The sequence below is a fragment of the Viridibacillus sp. NPDC096237 genome (genome assembly GCF_050278625.1).
Lineage (GTDB): Bacteria > Bacillota > Bacilli > Bacillales_A > Planococcaceae > Viridibacillus.
Genome location: NZ_JBNNTI010000062.1, coordinates 1 through 15,462, shown reverse-complemented (window position 1 = coordinate 15,462; position 15,462 = coordinate 1). Strand labels below are relative to the sequence as shown.

Annotated in this window: 14 protein-coding genes and 2 pseudogenes; 8 read left to right on the top strand and 8 right to left on the bottom strand. The window is 34.3% G+C overall.

Annotated elements, in window-relative coordinates; translation table 11 throughout:
- Window positions 1-141: 141 nt before the first annotated feature.
- Window positions 142-267 (top strand): annotated as a pseudogene (locus ACQKMD_RS20330) (transposase); the annotation flags it as partial.
- A 147-nt stretch (window positions 268-414) separates the two neighbouring features.
- A complete protein-coding gene (locus tag ACQKMD_RS20325; RefSeq protein WP_427754263.1) occupies window positions 415-1,032 on the top strand; it encodes an HAD family hydrolase in 618 nt (205 codons plus the stop codon).
- A gap of 387 nt (window positions 1,033-1,419) precedes the next feature.
- On the opposite strand, the gene ACQKMD_RS20320 is transcribed toward ACQKMD_RS20325, so the two are convergent.
- The 3 genes and pseudogenes from ACQKMD_RS20320 to ACQKMD_RS20310 all read right to left on the bottom strand — a co-directional run bounded on the left by ACQKMD_RS20320 (window position 1,420) and on the right by ACQKMD_RS20310 (window position 3,003).
- Window positions 1,420-1,539, bottom strand: a complete 120-nt coding sequence (locus ACQKMD_RS20320; RefSeq protein WP_241369153.1) for a YjcZ family sporulation protein — start codon at window positions 1,537-1,539, stop codon at window positions 1,420-1,422.
- A gap of 205 nt (window positions 1,540-1,744) precedes the next feature.
- The gene (locus tag ACQKMD_RS20315) at window positions 1,745-2,236 is read right to left on the bottom strand and encodes a hypothetical protein (RefSeq protein WP_427754262.1); all 492 of its coding nucleotides are present in this window, start codon (window positions 2,234-2,236) and stop codon (window positions 1,745-1,747) included.
- 65 nt (window positions 2,237-2,301) lie between these two features.
- Window positions 2,302-3,003: pseudogene (locus ACQKMD_RS20310) on the bottom strand (acetylglutamate kinase).
- Window positions 3,004-3,542: 539 nt separating this feature from the next.
- Here ACQKMD_RS20310 and ACQKMD_RS20305 point away from each other — a divergent pair.
- From ACQKMD_RS20305 to ACQKMD_RS20295, 3 genes are all read left to right on the top strand, one after another.
- Window positions 3,543-3,713, top strand: coding sequence for a YqaE/Pmp3 family membrane protein (locus ACQKMD_RS20305; protein ID WP_427754267.1), 171 nt, complete (start codon window positions 3,543-3,545; stop codon window positions 3,711-3,713).
- Between the two features lie 252 nt (window positions 3,714-3,965).
- Window positions 3,966-4,325, top strand: a complete 360-nt coding sequence (locus tag ACQKMD_RS20300) for a transposase (RefSeq protein ID WP_427754261.1) — start codon at window positions 3,966-3,968, stop codon at window positions 4,323-4,325.
- Window positions 4,326-4,715: 390 nt separating this feature from the next.
- A complete protein-coding gene (locus ACQKMD_RS20295) occupies window positions 4,716-4,946 on the top strand; it encodes a hypothetical protein (protein WP_427754260.1) in 231 nt (76 codons plus the stop codon).
- Between the two features lie 308 nt (window positions 4,947-5,254).
- Here the strand turns inward: ACQKMD_RS20295 and ACQKMD_RS20290 are convergent, their stop codons facing one another.
- Window positions 5,255-5,923: a hypothetical protein gene (locus tag ACQKMD_RS20290; protein ID WP_427754259.1), complete on the bottom strand. Its 669-nt coding sequence runs from the start codon at window positions 5,921-5,923 to the stop codon at window positions 5,255-5,257.
- Window positions 5,924-6,073: 150 nt separating this feature from the next.
- On the opposite strand from ACQKMD_RS20290, the gene ACQKMD_RS20285 reads away from it, so the two are divergent.
- The gene (locus ACQKMD_RS20285) at window positions 6,074-6,196 is read left to right on the top strand and encodes a hypothetical protein (protein ID WP_427754258.1); all 123 of its coding nucleotides are present in this window, start codon (window positions 6,074-6,076) and stop codon (window positions 6,194-6,196) included.
- A gap of 448 nt (window positions 6,197-6,644) precedes the next feature.
- On the opposite strand, the gene ACQKMD_RS20280 is transcribed toward ACQKMD_RS20285, so the two are convergent.
- From ACQKMD_RS20280 to ACQKMD_RS20265, 4 genes are all read right to left on the bottom strand, one after another.
- On the bottom strand, window positions 6,645-7,046 hold the full coding sequence (locus ACQKMD_RS20280) for a hypothetical protein (RefSeq protein ID WP_427754257.1): 402 nt from the start codon (window positions 7,044-7,046) through the stop codon (window positions 6,645-6,647).
- Window positions 7,039-7,845 (bottom strand): hypothetical protein, encoded by an 807-nt coding sequence (locus ACQKMD_RS20275; RefSeq protein ID WP_427754255.1) that lies wholly within the window; start codon window positions 7,843-7,845, stop codon window positions 7,039-7,041. The genes ACQKMD_RS20280 and ACQKMD_RS20275 overlap by 8 nt, the downstream gene beginning before the upstream one ends.
- Window positions 7,846-8,147: 302 nt before the next feature.
- Window positions 8,148-8,336, bottom strand: a complete 189-nt coding sequence (locus ACQKMD_RS20270; RefSeq protein WP_427754266.1) for a S8 family serine peptidase — start codon at window positions 8,334-8,336, stop codon at window positions 8,148-8,150.
- 29 nt (window positions 8,337-8,365) lie between these two features.
- Window positions 8,366-8,542 carry a S8 family serine peptidase gene (locus ACQKMD_RS20265; protein ID WP_427754254.1) on the bottom strand — a complete coding sequence of 59 codons (177 nt, stop codon included), beginning with the start codon at window positions 8,540-8,542 and terminating at the stop codon, window positions 8,366-8,368.
- Window positions 8,543-8,667: 125 nt separating this feature from the next.
- On the opposite strand from ACQKMD_RS20265, the gene ACQKMD_RS20260 reads away from it, so the two are divergent.
- Both ACQKMD_RS20260 and ACQKMD_RS20255 read left to right on the top strand, forming a co-directional pair.
- Entirely contained in the window at window positions 8,668-14,280 is a 5,613-nt protein-coding gene (locus tag ACQKMD_RS20260) for a DNRLRE domain-containing protein (RefSeq protein ID WP_427754264.1), read from the top strand.
- Window positions 14,281-14,392: 112 nt separating this feature from the next.
- The gene (locus ACQKMD_RS20255) at window positions 14,393-15,001 is read left to right on the top strand and encodes a hypothetical protein (protein ID WP_427754252.1); all 609 of its coding nucleotides are present in this window, start codon (window positions 14,393-14,395) and stop codon (window positions 14,999-15,001) included.
- Window positions 15,002-15,462 lie beyond the last annotated feature (461 nt).

Here is a 15,462-nt window from a genome sequence, read left to right as displayed (position 1 = left end):
GTGAACAACCAAACGTAGCTTAATTTTTAAAAATAGATTTTGCACTATGGGAGTAGTCTGTGCTCTAAAAAAATACGATTTATGAAATTGATTCAAACAGATAAATGTTTCTGTACCTTTTTCCTCTGGTTAGGAGGGTGAGACTTCAAAATATATGAATGTGAAGGTTGTACAGATTGCCCATTGAAAGCACAATGTTCAAAAGCTAAAGGGAATCGACAGATTCACTACAATACCGTTTATGAAGAACTCAAAGCGCAATGGCACACAGTAGAGAGAAATTCCAACACCATAATACATGTGTTTATGTATTATTTAAAATAGACTTTAAAAGAGAGCAGTATCAAAGCCATAACAAAAGTTGTTAAAAGGGCAATAGAGAAATTTATCAGGCCATTTTAAGGAGGAATAAAATTGTTTAAATGTGTGATTTTTGATGTGGATGGAACCATTTTAGATACAGAAAAAGCTATATTAAAATCTCTACAAAAAGTCCTGAGGGAAGAGGGCAAAGATTATCAATTAGAGGATTTAAGATTCGCTTTGGGAATACCGGGAAAAGAAACACTACGAAGACTGAATGTGATTGACGTGGAACGTGTACATCCAAAGTGGGCACAGATTGTATTAGAATTTTCCCAAGAAGTACAAATGTTTAAGGATATAAAAGAAATTATTAAAGTATTATCAGAAAGTCCCATCAGAACTGGTATTGTAACATCTAAAACAAAGCAAGAATTAATTGATGAATTTGAACCATTTGGATTGAGTTCCTTTTTTGAACACACTATTTGTGTAGATGATACAGAAAATCACAAACCACATCCTGAACCTCTATTAGTTTGTTTAGAGGGGTTGAATGCTACTAAAAATGAAGCAATATACATTGGAGATTCAATATATGATATGCAATGTGCGAATAGTGCTGGGGTGAAGTTTGCCCTTGCTTTATGGGGTTCTAAAACAACCAAAGGTTTTGAATCGGCAGATTATATGTTAAATGCGCCTAAAGATATTTTGAATATAATATAGCTGAAAAAAGTGGTGTGTAAAATTGAATTAAACATATCGTTGTATCTCTAAATCATAGAGTAGTAGGTATTGGGATTAAAATGATTAGCTTTATTTTGGAGAAATATTCTTCACCTGAACTAACAGAGTAGTTTAGTTGAATAAGTAGGAATAGAAGATGATTTTAAACAGATATACCAAAGCGGAATTTTAAATTAAATTTTATCACTATATTGAATGAATATCTGAAAAAAGTGCAGTAAGTGAGGTGTGAACTAAATATGTGTATGAGGATAGAAATAAAAATAGGATCACTCGGCGAAAAGTGACCCTAAACCAAGAAATAAGAATGGAGGTGTCTAGCTATTATTATTCATTGACAATCATAGCGAGCAACAGATGTTATTGTTAATACGATCCATGCATGAAACTAGCACCGACAATAATTAGAAGAATGAACAGTACAACGATTAAAGCGAAAGGGTTCCGTTCGCGACGTTCTTCGCGAAATTCTCCGCCGTATTCCATAAAAACCCCTCCTTTCTATACTCTATAATATGTATAGTAGTAAAAATGAGATGTGACATTAATCTAATAAATATTTTCTTTTTAAAATAAATAATCATATAGATCAATTTTTAGCTCAAACTCGTGTGTACGCATATTTAGGGGGTAGCCCCTTGCTTCGCTTTCCCCAATCTTTGCCTCATACCCAAAAATAAGGGTGCAGATCCTAATCTACAGGTTGACTACGAATTTTTCGATTCATGGTAACCCAAGTGGCTGTAAACAATATCATTAATAGTATTACAATGGTATACAATCCGGTTTGGGGTATCATGATACCAATCATTACGCCCATTAATCCTCCCATTGCTCCTGCTACAATCCCGTTTAATATGGGGATCCTATCTTGAAATGGAAAACTGATAATACCACTAACAAAAACACCAATCAGAAGTCCTAGAACATAGGCCGTACTTAGATGGTGACTCATTATGGCGCCAATAACTACACAAACTGTCATTGTAGAAACCATTCCTAAGGACATCGGAAGTGAATGGACGATTATATTAGATTGTTCATTGAATTTGTATAAACGATTTCGTTGCTTCCAGAGTGTAAAAATAATATGACAAATGAGCAGTGCACAAATAAATAAGATAACAATGGCAAAGAGCCACGATATACCCATAGTGTTCATATGGTTCATTTCATGTCCCAATTATATTTCCCTCCCACTTAGTATTTCAGGCGATATTCGGGGTTTTTTGGGTACTTTCTGCCCTATTAAATATATATGTAAAACATTTTCGGGAACTGTTTTACAATTGCAATCGTTATTGTGTCTGCCATTTGTAAGGCTTCTGCTTCAATTTTGTCAAATACAGTAATACTGGATTTGAAATCACCTTGGAGCATAAGTACTGCCTCCGTTTTAGTAAGATCCAGATGTTCAAAAAACATTTTTTGGAATCCTTCCCTTGAAATAAAAGGATTTATTCTATTTAGAAATTGGGAAATTTCTGCTCCATTTGCATACCATTTTCTCTCGACAGCCGTTGCAGTCTCTTGATCGCCAGCTTTTGCAGCTTTGACAAGTTCCGCAGCAATTACCAGGTGCTCCCTTATTAAGTTGCTGTACATTGTTGCTATTTCATTTCCATAATAAGGTCTTAGTAAATCCCCCATATCTACAGCATTGCGAAGTAGACGAGCGGTAACAACATCTATATCTGGTAAACCAAAAGCTATGCTAATAATTGTCATCCTAGTCCAATATACATGTTGTTCCCAAACTGAACGCATAAAATTACTTAAATTAACTTTCTGTTGGGTGTAAACAAGATTGCCTCCCCCATGACATTGATTGTTATGTTCACATCTACAATTTTCTCCACACTGACAATAGGGATTTAAACAAGCTGGATTAGAACAATTACGTTGATAATAAAGATAACCACTAGAATACCCTTATTCATTTTTCCACATCTTTCATCCCCCCCGAAAAACTTTAATTTTCATAAAATATAGGTATTTATAATTACCATATGTAATATTTAGATAGTTTAGAATTGCAAGAAGAATATAAAACGGCGCTGTCCTTGATACAAGCGACCGACAATTTGTTCAGGCGACCAAGTATCCCGCAACTTTCCTTGAACAGATTCGTTTTAATTGTATGATTAGGGTTTAACCCATAATAGACAAATTCCCTAATAAACCTTAGTCACAAGGTTCTTGCTGTAGACGGGGTTTGTGTAGTAACAGAACAGAAACGGCAATAACCTATATTGTCACTTAATCTGGGTAGTGCCAGGGTTGCTGTCATAGAGCATGAAAGGTTTCTAACGAAAAATTCAAAGCTAATCTGGGGGGCTGTTGCAAGGTTTTTCAACTATGCTCTTACGATTTAAAAAACTTTGCAGCAGAACCTAAAAAATCTATGGAATCTAATGAACATAATAAATATTATTTTTTTGTATACTACATGTATTTATAGTAAAATATTTTGAAATTAGGTGATTTACATAATGTATTTATTGGCAGTCATATGCCCACCACTTGCCGTATTGTTTTGTGGGAAACCATTTCAAGCGATAATAAACTTTTTTCTAACACTCTTTTTTTATATTCCTGGGATGATTCATGCAGTTATGTTGGTGCATGATGAGAAGGCGCGATGTCTCTCGATTAAATAGGAAGTACGGTTCTGTTGCAAAGTTTGTAAAGAGCCTACACCACGGAAATCAAAAGAAGAACGAGACGCTTGACTTACGAAACAAGCAGAAATCAAAGCCAATCAGTCAACTTATGAAAAAGAAATCAAGGACCAACTCAATACACCACTAGAGACACTGTGGCAAGATGCACCCATCTAACCGAATTTGGGGCATCAAAAAGAACAGTGACGGTAAAAATACGTTTTGGTTTGGCTTTAAGGGCATCTCGTAGTGACAACCGAGAGTCAATATATCGTTGGTTGCCTAATGACATCTGCCAATTTGTCGGATAGTAAAGCAGCGATTCCTCTTTTAAAGAAAGTAGAAGACCAAATTCCAGGGTATTTCACGACCGCTATATTGGATGCAGGGTATAATTTTGAGCCCATTTACCGTCAATTACACGAGTATCAAATGCGTACGGTTATTCCCTATAATATCCGCAATGAAGGCGAATATCTTGGATTTGATGATCATTTTAGACCGACATGTGTACATGAACACAGCAACTGTTACGATAGCTTCGATGAAAAGTACCGAACACTTAAAATTCACAAGGCCAAAGGAATGTGCAACCTGTCCGTTACGTGATGATTCCCTCTGTCAGAAGGTTTTCAAAATCAAGTGTAACAATGATTTACGGAAATTTACGTATCCAGCACGTGGCTCTGAACTTTGGAAACAGCTTTATAAGGAACGCACCTTCAGTTAAACAATATCCGTCAAAGAACAGGAAGAAAAGATAAATTTCATTTCAACCTGGTGACGTTTATTTATAATGTCTGCAAATTAGCAGTAGATCGTCTCAATGCTTTATTACAAACACATTTTTCAAAATGTATGGGTTTCTTCTATTATAAAATCAATGTTTGCAGCATTCTTTTAATCAAACTTTATTTTAAACCAACACCAATTAAAGAAATGATTATATCTTATATAGATACTGTAGAAGTGTGTTAGGGGATAGACCAGCGCGTTTTTTTGATAAGTTATATTCTTTTACATAATCTAGAATTGGTTCCTGGTGCTTTTCTATTAAAGCTAGCAATGCTTGCATTTCCTGGTCCTTTAATTGAAATTATTTCAGCTGCTATATTAGTAGGTTATGCTATTTCAGTACGTGATAACAATATTCTTCGTCTGAGATTGATGTGGGCAGCACTAATTTTTGTTTCGGATGCAATATTAAACCTAATCTCTAGAAGAAGGTAATTCCTGTTAAGAATAAGGAATTGGAAAGTGATGGTTATCTTAGGTGGTTAAAAGATAAATCCTCTACAAATCTCAGATTACTGTTAGTTCCTTATCCGCTTCTGATATAGAAGCTTATACAGTATCAACCGCTTTAATTCGGTAAGAAACAATGGCTGATCATTAACTCAACAGATTTCCTAATAAAATGATGCCAGTAAAATGAGACAAGAATAGTTGTAAGAGCATGTTGTGAACATTACGTTCACAACATGCTCTTTTATTTCTAAGGGGTTTCTTATATAGGTTGTGCTCGTGTCGGAGACGTCTTAATCCTTCTCAATAAATTGATCAAGCCAAGTCTCTACTGCTTTTTTCACATTTCTTGATTTCTCCATAAATTCATCCATAATATAGCCGATTAACCTAGAAAGTGAAGCTTCATCAGCTTCATATGGATTATCTTTCTGTATATAAGCCAATACCAATTCAAGTTGCTTCTTTCTTTCTGGGTCTAAGATGGTTTGTACATATTTACTAATGTAATCGTTGACGATGTTTGTGTTCTGTATGGAACTTTTCAGAAGCAGCGCTGCAGCATTTGAAATTGTAGTGTCTAGTGAGTAAGCAAGTTCAGCTAAGTCATTGTACAGTCTTTGATCGAATCGCATAGATACCCTTGGCTTTATCCCAGCTGTCTTTTTTCTTCTCTCTGATAGTAAATCTTTGTTGCCGATGTATACTGTATTTCTAAATCGGTAATCTCTTCGGAAATGAATGGCCAAGTTATCGATTACTATTTTCGTATACAATCCTTTCTTACAAATTGTTTCACCAACAGTCTTAATCGGACTACCTGTGATATGTGATAGCCTTGAAATACATTCGTATAGTTCGTGTTCTACAGAAGGTTTTATATCAATCTTACGATCTGACCTCACTCTTTTTCCTGTCTTTTTTTCTGGCTCTTTTATCACTCGCTCGGCTTCTCTCTCCACTTTTCCTAACCTCTCTTCCGAACTTTAGTCTGGGACACATTCATTTTGTTCTGGATATAAAAGTGTATGAAAACCGTTAGGGGAGTATGCCGAAAGCGATTTAAAACTTTCTGAATTGGGCATACTAGATTAAAAACGGAGGTACAGTCGATGGGATATAAAGTGAAAATGACATCAGAAGAGTCAAAAAAAATTATGCAAGGTTGCAAAGATCAAGGGGAAAAATATGGACTACCAGGGAATAAGAAAAAATCAAAAGCTATAAAGAAATAACGAATTAAAAGGGGGAAATAATTATTGCCGCTTTACATATATTTAGAATGTTCGTCTAGAAAAAGCGGGATTCCTACTAATGATTTATTAGAAGCGGTTAAAATTCCTTTGAATTATGAAGCTGATTTATATAGTGATGTGCGATTGCCCGTAAGCTGGTTAGGGTAGGCCATGGAATAACATTAGTAAGTTGAACGGGGAAGGTACTGAACCTTACATAGTTGCTGGCAATTACCGCTTATGATACAAAGAAGCAGCAAGCAATATTAAACGCTCATTATAATCCTAATAATTAAACAAAAGGAGAGGGATAAATATATCCCTCTCCTTTTTGTTTTACTAACTAACTACTTCTTTAATTGAAGACCTTTGAGTTTTTCATCTTGTTTCTAATGAAATAAGGAAGTATGAGAGTGCTTGGTTCAGAGCATTGAACCTCTGTTTATACTTATTGAAGTTCAAAACGAATAGGTTCCTCAGGATAGTATAGATCTTTACGTAAGCAGACATCCCGATGTGTGAGCGTTTCGCCTTTAAACCGAATCCAAATCTCATCATCTGCCATGACTCCATGTGTTTTGCGCACAATGCCCCAGCGATTATAAGTTTGCATATCTAGTGATGCTAGTAATTCTTTTGCGTTGACCCGAGTAGGAGGGAAGGTACGCCATTTTAGCCAACGTTCTATTTCATCTAAGCTAATATGCCCCTCCATATTCGGTGAAAATTGTTTGTTAAAATCATCAATATAGTTAATTACATATGGGGTGCCACCATTAGCTGGGTTTAAATCAACATGAGCAATAATGTCATCCATCCACATCACGTCCAAAGTCATGTAGTCAATCAATGGATTCACTTCCTTCAATGAATAAGTGTTTCAATGCTGGATCACGCAATTGTGAAAGTAATACGTCCTTAGCACGTCCAAAATCGTACTGAGATTGTTCGATTGCAGTTACTAATTTCTCTTTATCAATGAATGCTGGTCCTTCGTAAAGGCTAAGTTGTTTTGTGAAAGATGAATTTAGTGGTTTTGCCTTCACTCTTCGCTTTAAAATCGTTAATGGTTTACCAGGTGCATAGTCTTTTTCATCAGATAATAGGCTAAGTCCGTTATCGAAAATCGGAGCCAGCTCCCATGTTTTTTCTTTTGGGTCATATAAAAATAGAATGTTATTCGTATGCCGATCTTCATTTAGAATAAGCGCATCGAAAGCGAATAACTGTGCGATCTGTTGATTTACAACGAGTCCTGTATACTGCTCCACCTGCTTCATCAATTGCTCGAATTTTTCTATAGTAGAAAGTGTTTTGTTACTTGTAATAGTATCAGTGGAGCTGAAATTTGCTTCAAATAAGCGCTCAAGTGTCACTTCCTGTTTTGTACCACGAAAATCGAGTGAACAGCAGCCGTCAAATTGTTCACCGTCAGATAATTGAATGATACATGGCTGATAGACGACATATTTTGAGTGGTCAAGACTTGAACATTCAAGTACGAGTGAAGCCAATACTTCTGCTTGGCCCTCATAACCTCGCGCATTTTGTTTGACCCACTTGTTGCCGATACGCCATTTCGATTGATCGCCTTTACTAGAAGTACTAATAATACGTTCAGCGTCGATAGGAATATGAATTGTTTCCATGTCATCACATCCAATTTAGTTTAAGTTTCTTATTATTATATAGTGCATCATCGTTTACCGCACGAAAAGTTGTCCATCGAGTATTGTTTGTAGCGTCTATCATTTATGAAAGTGAAAATTGAATCTCTAAAGTGGCTTTATATTAGTGAATTTAATTCTACTTTTTCTTGGATGCAGGTATGCTTACCTCATCGTATTAATATTGTCCATCTGTAAAGGTAGCCTACATGTATATCAAACAGTTATTCCAAATCCGGTATAAGTAACTCAACTTCAATTATTATATTAATTGAATAAAACCATTACCTACTTGGTTTATTGAAAAATTTTCTAACGGCATTGCGTGTATTATATACAAATAAAGGAATTAGATTTTGATTAGTGAGATCTATAATTTTTAAAATTAGCGCCACTAATCCAGTAACAAAAGGGGCTGCCATTGATGTACCTGTTAGTTCAACAAAATCACTATTTAAGTGAGTATATAAAATATTTTCTCATGGTCCTACAAAATCTAGATTTACATTTGTATTAGAAAAAACTGAAGGAGCTTGTTTTCTGAGATGGATTTAATTTGTATAACTTCTTTACTAAATCCTGGATATGAAATTTCTATTGTATCAGTTTTTCCTTCACCCTCATTCCCTGCAGCCGCCACTAATACAATACCTTTTGAATGGGCATATTTTATAGCCAAAAAACCACTTCCATTTATGTGATCCGAAATATAATAAAGTAGATGGAGTATACCAAGAAATTTCGGAAGATTTAGTAGATGGCCAAACTGGTTATGTGACTACAGAAGAAACCAATTTGGAATCAATGTTTCCCGAAAAAATCTCTGATAATGAACCATTAATCTATCGTTTTGGGAATCACGAACTATCAATTAACATAACAAATGCTTCTGATGGAGAAAGTATAATCGAACCATCAAAGTCTCCAAGTTTGGAAAAAGAAAACAATACTTTAAATTACAAAGAAGTTTATCCGAATATTGATTTACGTCATATCGCTTTAAATAATGAGGTAAAAGAAGATTGGATTGTACGTGAATTTACAGGTATTAATGAATTTAACTATTCAATTAAAACGGATTTATATGGGGAAGTAAAAAAAGATGGTTCAGTCGGATTTTATGAAGATGAAGCTAAGTCGTCATTAGTTTTTTCTTTACCAAAACCGGTAATGGTTGATTCAAATTATAATGATACATTAGGAGATGGTGCTCGTTCTACCAAATTATATTATGAATTAACGTCTACTGAAAAAGGGCTTTATGAACTTAAATTAACTGCAGATAAAAAATGGTTAGAATCATCAGAACGAGTTTTTCCAATTTATATTGATCCATCAGTGTCTATCAATGCATTAGGTGATACATATGTCTCTAGTAAATATCCAACAGCTAATTTTAATAAGCAGTGGGACCCTTCACAAGGTGAATATGTACTGCAAACAGGGTATTACGATAGTACATCAGGTACTAACTATCCATTTATTAAATTTAGTATTGTAGGCGATTTGAAAGGAGCCACAATTGATAGTGCAGATTTACAAGCTTATGTGACACATGCTTACTATGCTAATCAAAAAAACGGCTTATGGGTAGATGAGGTTAAGGGTTCTTGGGGAGCTAATGAATTAACTTGGAACAATAAGCCTTCTTCGACAAAAATAACTTCTACCTCTGTCGGACGTGATGAATGGGCACATTTTAATGTCACGGATACTATTCAAGCCTGGGTATCAGGAGAGCGTTCTAACTATGGATTTAAATTCCATACTAACGGAAATGGTCAAACCTATTGGAAAAAAATTACGGCTGCAGAAAGTGCTAAAAAAGCTAAAATAGTTATTGCGTATCATTATGAGAAAATGCAAACACCGACTATGACCGCTACAGCGGATGATTTGGCTTCTAAGACAGGTTCGGTGAATGTCAAATGGAAATCGGTTTACGGTGCGACAGGCTATGATTTACAGATGTTTGACGGCAAGGGGTATCAAAGTATTTATCAAGGAACAGCAACTAGTTGGAATTCTAAAGGACAAAAAGTATTTCCAAAAGCACCGTATAAGACAACCAGTACGTATAGTACAAGTAAAGCAGGTGTTGAATTACCTTTAGATCCGACGGCGTTTTATTCTGTGAAGGCAGGGGAAGCGGTTACATCAAAAGTGTATAAGTTCCGTGTGATTCCTAAGTATCCAACAGGCAATGGCCCCACTTCTGCTACTGTATCAAAAGCAATTCCTGTACCAACAGGTGAGCCTGATTTACCAACTGTAACAACAGGTACCTATGCGGAAACTGATGCGACTAATAGTGGGCGCGGCTGGATAAATGTGAAATGGAATAAAGTTGCGAATGCAACAGGTTATAAAGTACGTATATGGAATGGTACAGTTTATAAAAATTATACTGTAGGAAAAGATACAACATCTATTAGTACAAAAGGCAAAAAGATCTGGCCAACCGATGCACAAATTAAAGCTGGGATTACAGATTTACACGACGTAACATTAGATGATGCAGCAAGTGTCGGAAAAGGTGCAGAATTACCAATTGATCCAAGCACGACTTATGGGAGTAAATCAACACGTTATAGTGTTCGTGTGATTGCTATGTCTGCAGCTGGAGATTCACCTTCATCAGATGTTAATTACGGTTATATGTCATTATACGCACCAAAAAGTGTACAAATTACAGCGAATGAAGATAATCTTGTTCAAAATAAAACAAGTTTAACATTCAATTGGAAGGCCTCTGTAGGTGCAAGATATTATGAAATCCAATTGAATAATGGAACAACAACAGAAAAAATTAAAGTAAAGGGTAGTACAAGTCATACAACTAAAAAAGCAAATTATGATTTAGGAAAAAAATATACAGCTACTGTAACGGCATTCTTTGAGGATGATGATACAGCACCTGAAACTGAAGAGGATAAGGTAACTGGGCAGCGTGGACTAAGCTCAAAATCAAGCGCAGCCACTGTACAACCGAATTCACATGAAGAGTTAATCGGTTTAGAAGATTATTTTACGTACGATGAAAGTGAATTTGGTAATGCTTCATCTAGTGTCAATGTCACAACAGGAAATATGGCGTTACAATTTAAAGATGAATCATTAAACACGCGTAGTGACTTAGATTATGATTTCCTTCGTACGTATAATTCTCGTTCTACGAAATCATCTGCATTAGGTAAAGGATGGACTTTTGTCGGAAATGAAACCTTAAAGGAAACAAGTAATGGGGATGTACTGTATGAAGATGAAGATGGTACGGTCCATACCTTTAAAAAAGAGGGAGATACATTTACATCTCCAAAAGGTTTATATGAGCAGTTGAAAAAAGAGAATGACGTCTATACGATGACAGATAAGAATGGTTTTGTTCAAACATTCAAAGTGAGTCCAACAGCGGGTACTTACGTCATTGCATCTTATGCAGATGCTTATAAAAACCAAATTGATTTTAAACGCAATGATAAAGGGCAACTAACAGAAGTAGCTGAAACAAAAGGAACAAGCAATCAAGAAAATATACTCATTTCGTATTCAAACTATAAAATTAGTAAAGTTCAATATGGTGACCACTGGACAACATATGAATATACTGATGACCAATTAACCAAAACAACCATCGGAAGTGAAAAGTCGGATCGTACCATTACAGAAACTTTTGCATATGATACGAACGGCCAATTAATAAAATATACCGACGGTAAAAAGAATGAAACAACCTTCAAATATAATGAAAATGAATTAATTGTCTTTGATAAACAAGCAGCGGATGAAGAATTATCGGTTACAAATACGTATAAATTTAATCAAAAAGAGAATGAGTATATTGTAAAAGATTCAAGTGATAATGAAACAGTGTATAAGCGTGATGAGAAAAATAATACGTTTGCGGTAGTACAAGAAGATGCACCTGGAGAAGACGAACAAAATACGAAAACTTTATACACATATGATGAGCAGTATAATGTCACTGAGATAATAAATGCAGATGGTACAACGGAAACGAATACGTATGATAAAAAAGGCAATCCTTTAACGTCGACAACGAAAGATGGTACGACAGCTAATACGTATAACGACCAAAATCAACTTGTAAAATCAGTAGCTACAAATGGTGAAGAAACTGTGAACACGTATGATGGTCCTTCTTTAATCAGTTCGACGGTCAAAGATGAAGAAACAAAATATGCGTATGATTCATATGGACGTGTGACGAAAATGCTGTATGCGAATAACACATTTGAAAAAATCGATTATGATGATGAGGCAGGACAAGTCACTTCAACGGACAAAAAAGGGCATACCACATCTATAACGTATTCGATTTATGGTCAAAAAGTGGAAGAAGTCGATGCAGACGGCCACAAAAAATCATACACATATGACCCTATGTATCCAGAAACACTGACATCCATAACAGATGGAAATGGTCATAAAACAGAGTATCAATATGACGAAAATAATAATTTAACAACGTTAAAGGATGCACTGAATCGTAAGAAAACGTATACGTACAATGATAATGACCAAGTGACAACGGTGACCGTGCCGAACATGGAATTCCAATATCAATATGACCAAAATGGCGAATTGAGTCAATCAAAATTACCATCAGGCATTACAACAGATTACACGTATAATAGTGATGGGCAAGTAAGCCAAGTAGAAAATGGGAATGAAACGGTTGCTTATCAATATGATGAAAATGGGAATACGACATCTATTTCAAGAAATGGAACAGCATTAAAAACATTTGAGTATACAAAGGAAACCAATTTATTAGCCAATTACACAATGGGGTTATTCTCACAGAAATATAGTTATGATGACCAAGAACGCTTAGCAAAACGTACAACAGTCTATGACCAAGGACTATCAATTTCACAAAACACAAGTTATAAAGAAAATAGTGATGACATCGATCATATCCAATATGGTGTAGGTGAGGAAGTTCTTCATGATTATCAAAGTGATGTCAATGTAACAGATAATCAATCCACACTTATTTTAAATGACGGTTTATTAAAACAAGTGGCACAAATGAATGATGCGAACATATTAGATACTTTGACATACACAAGTAAAGTACAACAACCATTTGAAATCACATATGATTATACGAAAAATGGGAATGTCTCTAAAGAAACAGCAAATGGACAAGAAAGTACTTTTGAATATGATCAAAATGATCAATTGACAAAAGAAATCTTACCAGATGGTACAGTAAATACGTATGCGTATGATGAAGTAGGTAATCGTAGAAAATCGAATATAAATGGAAAAGAATCAACATTCAAGTATAATAATGCTAATCAAATTGAAAAGAAAAATGATACAGCATACAAGTATGATGCGGATGGTAATTTACTCCAAGATGAAAATTATCAATACACATACAATGAACAACAACGTTTAACTAACGTACAAACAGTAGATGGTAAAGCGATTTCCTCTTATACGTATGATGAAAATGGATTACGTTTAACGAAAACAGTGGGCGATACAGTGCATGAATACTTCTATAATAATAAAGTATTAGATATGGAAGTTGTAAAAGTTAATAATGAAATTATCGAGTACCGTTCATATGAGTGGCGTGGTTATACACCACTTGGAATGATTGTCAAAGCAAAAAATGATGCAGGAAACTTTGAAAAAAATACTTATCAATTCATTACGAATCAACGTGGTGATGTGTTAAGTATTCGTAACAGTGAAGATAAAGAAGTAGGTTCATATCAATATGATGCTTATGGAAATATTTTAGCAGTCGAAGGGTCAGTGGCAAAAGAAAACCCGATTCGTTATGCAGGATATTATTATGACGAAGAAACAAAGAACTACTATTTACAGGCACGTTATTATAATCCCACAAATGGAGCGTTTCTAGCCTTAGATCCACATCCAGGAGATGATGATGAACCGCTATCACAGAATGGCTATAGTTATGCTAATGGAAATCCAATAATGAATGTGGATCCTGATGGAAATAACCCGATACTAATCAGCATATTAAGGTACACGATTTTACCGATATTAAAATGGTGGATGAAGAAATACGGTTTTAAGTATATGAAAAAATATCTTCAGCCAGTTATTAAAAAAAGATTGAATCCATATTTAAAAGGATTTAATAAGAAATATAAAATTTCATTTTTTGAATCCAATTCTATTCTTAAAGTAAATTATAAAGAAGGGTATGTTCCAAAAGGCCAAAAAGATTCACGTTTCTTTTCTTTTGACTATCATGCTTTATTCAGTTTTAATAAAAAGAAGAAAATTAAGACAAAAATGTGGCACTATCATATTAATAATCCAGATTACCACTATGTGTTCAAATCGAATTGGCAATATTCAAAAGGGTATCGATTTACTTCTAACTATTATATTTGGGTATGGTAGAATCTAAGTGGAAATCTAATGAAACAAAACGTATAAATAGAATGTAGTGAACTACTTTTACCAGAATATGTTGGTACATCAGTATTTATAGTTTATAGAAAGAGGGTAAAAAGTGAATATAGAGATTGCGTATTTTAAAAACAAGCGTTTAATCACTGATGATTTCCCTATCTCATTAAATGAAATAAATGAAAATATATATATGATTAATTTTTCAATGCTACAAATACCAAATTTAGAAAAAGAAAGACTTGTTAAGTTTTTGTTCAGTTTAACAAATGTCCCCTTTTATATGTATATCGAATTGGATAACTCAGATGAAAAAGAATTTGAAAATCAGCTTATAAAAAATAACAATATCTTTGTCAAAAAAATTACTACTAAAAGTAAAACTTATTTTGAAGTAACTATTCAAAAATTAATAGATTTTGAAAAAATAATGGATGATTTTATTTATCAAATTTGTTTAGGTAATCAAGTATTGTTTTCAACAAATAACTCAAACCTTCAGTTCAATAAAAAAATAGACGTAATTGGATTCTCAAAAGTGGAAATTATTCATGTAGATATAACGATAAGAGAAAACACAAGTGTCATCTTCATTGGAAACGATGCAAATGAAATGTTTCTTTTATCCAAAAATAAACAATATGCTAACATAGATAATTTGAAAAACTTATTACCTGATTTTGTGCAGTTTACGCATCAAGATGTTGATTGAGATGGCAAAGTGATTGCTTCTTATACGTATGATGAAAATGAGTTACGTTTAACGAAAACAGTAGGTGACACAAGGAATGGTAACTTGTAGTTATTTATATGACATAGAAGAATTAGAAATTTAATAACATGTTTAATATATTTTAATCAATCTTTTTTATAAAATTCCAACAAAACAAAACAAAACAAAATAAAACGCTCTTATTTTGATCAATCTTTATTTCAAAAACGAGCGTTTTCTATGTTGTAAAATCAATGTTAGCAGCATGGTTTTAATCAAACTTTGTTTCAAACCCACAACAGAAGTGAATTTAGATGCTAAAAAAGATAATAGAGTCAGTAATTTGGTGAATCTCTATAATAAAAAAATCGAGTAGGAGGGAGTGAATTAACTCCCGACCTCTCACACCACCGTACGTACGGTTCCGTATACGGCGGTTCAATTAAGATGAATAACGCAAA

Coding starts and splice junctions, on each gene's coding strand:
- ACQKMD_RS20260 (WP_427754264.1), top strand. CDS start 8,668: ATGTTTCCCGAAAAAATCTCTGATAATGAACCATTAATCTATCGTTTT.
- ACQKMD_RS20285 (WP_427754258.1), top strand. CDS start 6,074: ATGGGATATAAAGTGAAAATGACATCAGAAGAGTCAAAAAAAATTATG.
- ACQKMD_RS20275 (WP_427754255.1), bottom strand. CDS start 7,845: ATGGAAACAATTCATATTCCTATCGACGCTGAACGTATTATTAGTACT.
- ACQKMD_RS20320 (WP_241369153.1), bottom strand. CDS start 1,539: ATGGAATACGGCGGAGAATTTCGCGAAGAACGTCGCGAACGGAACCCT.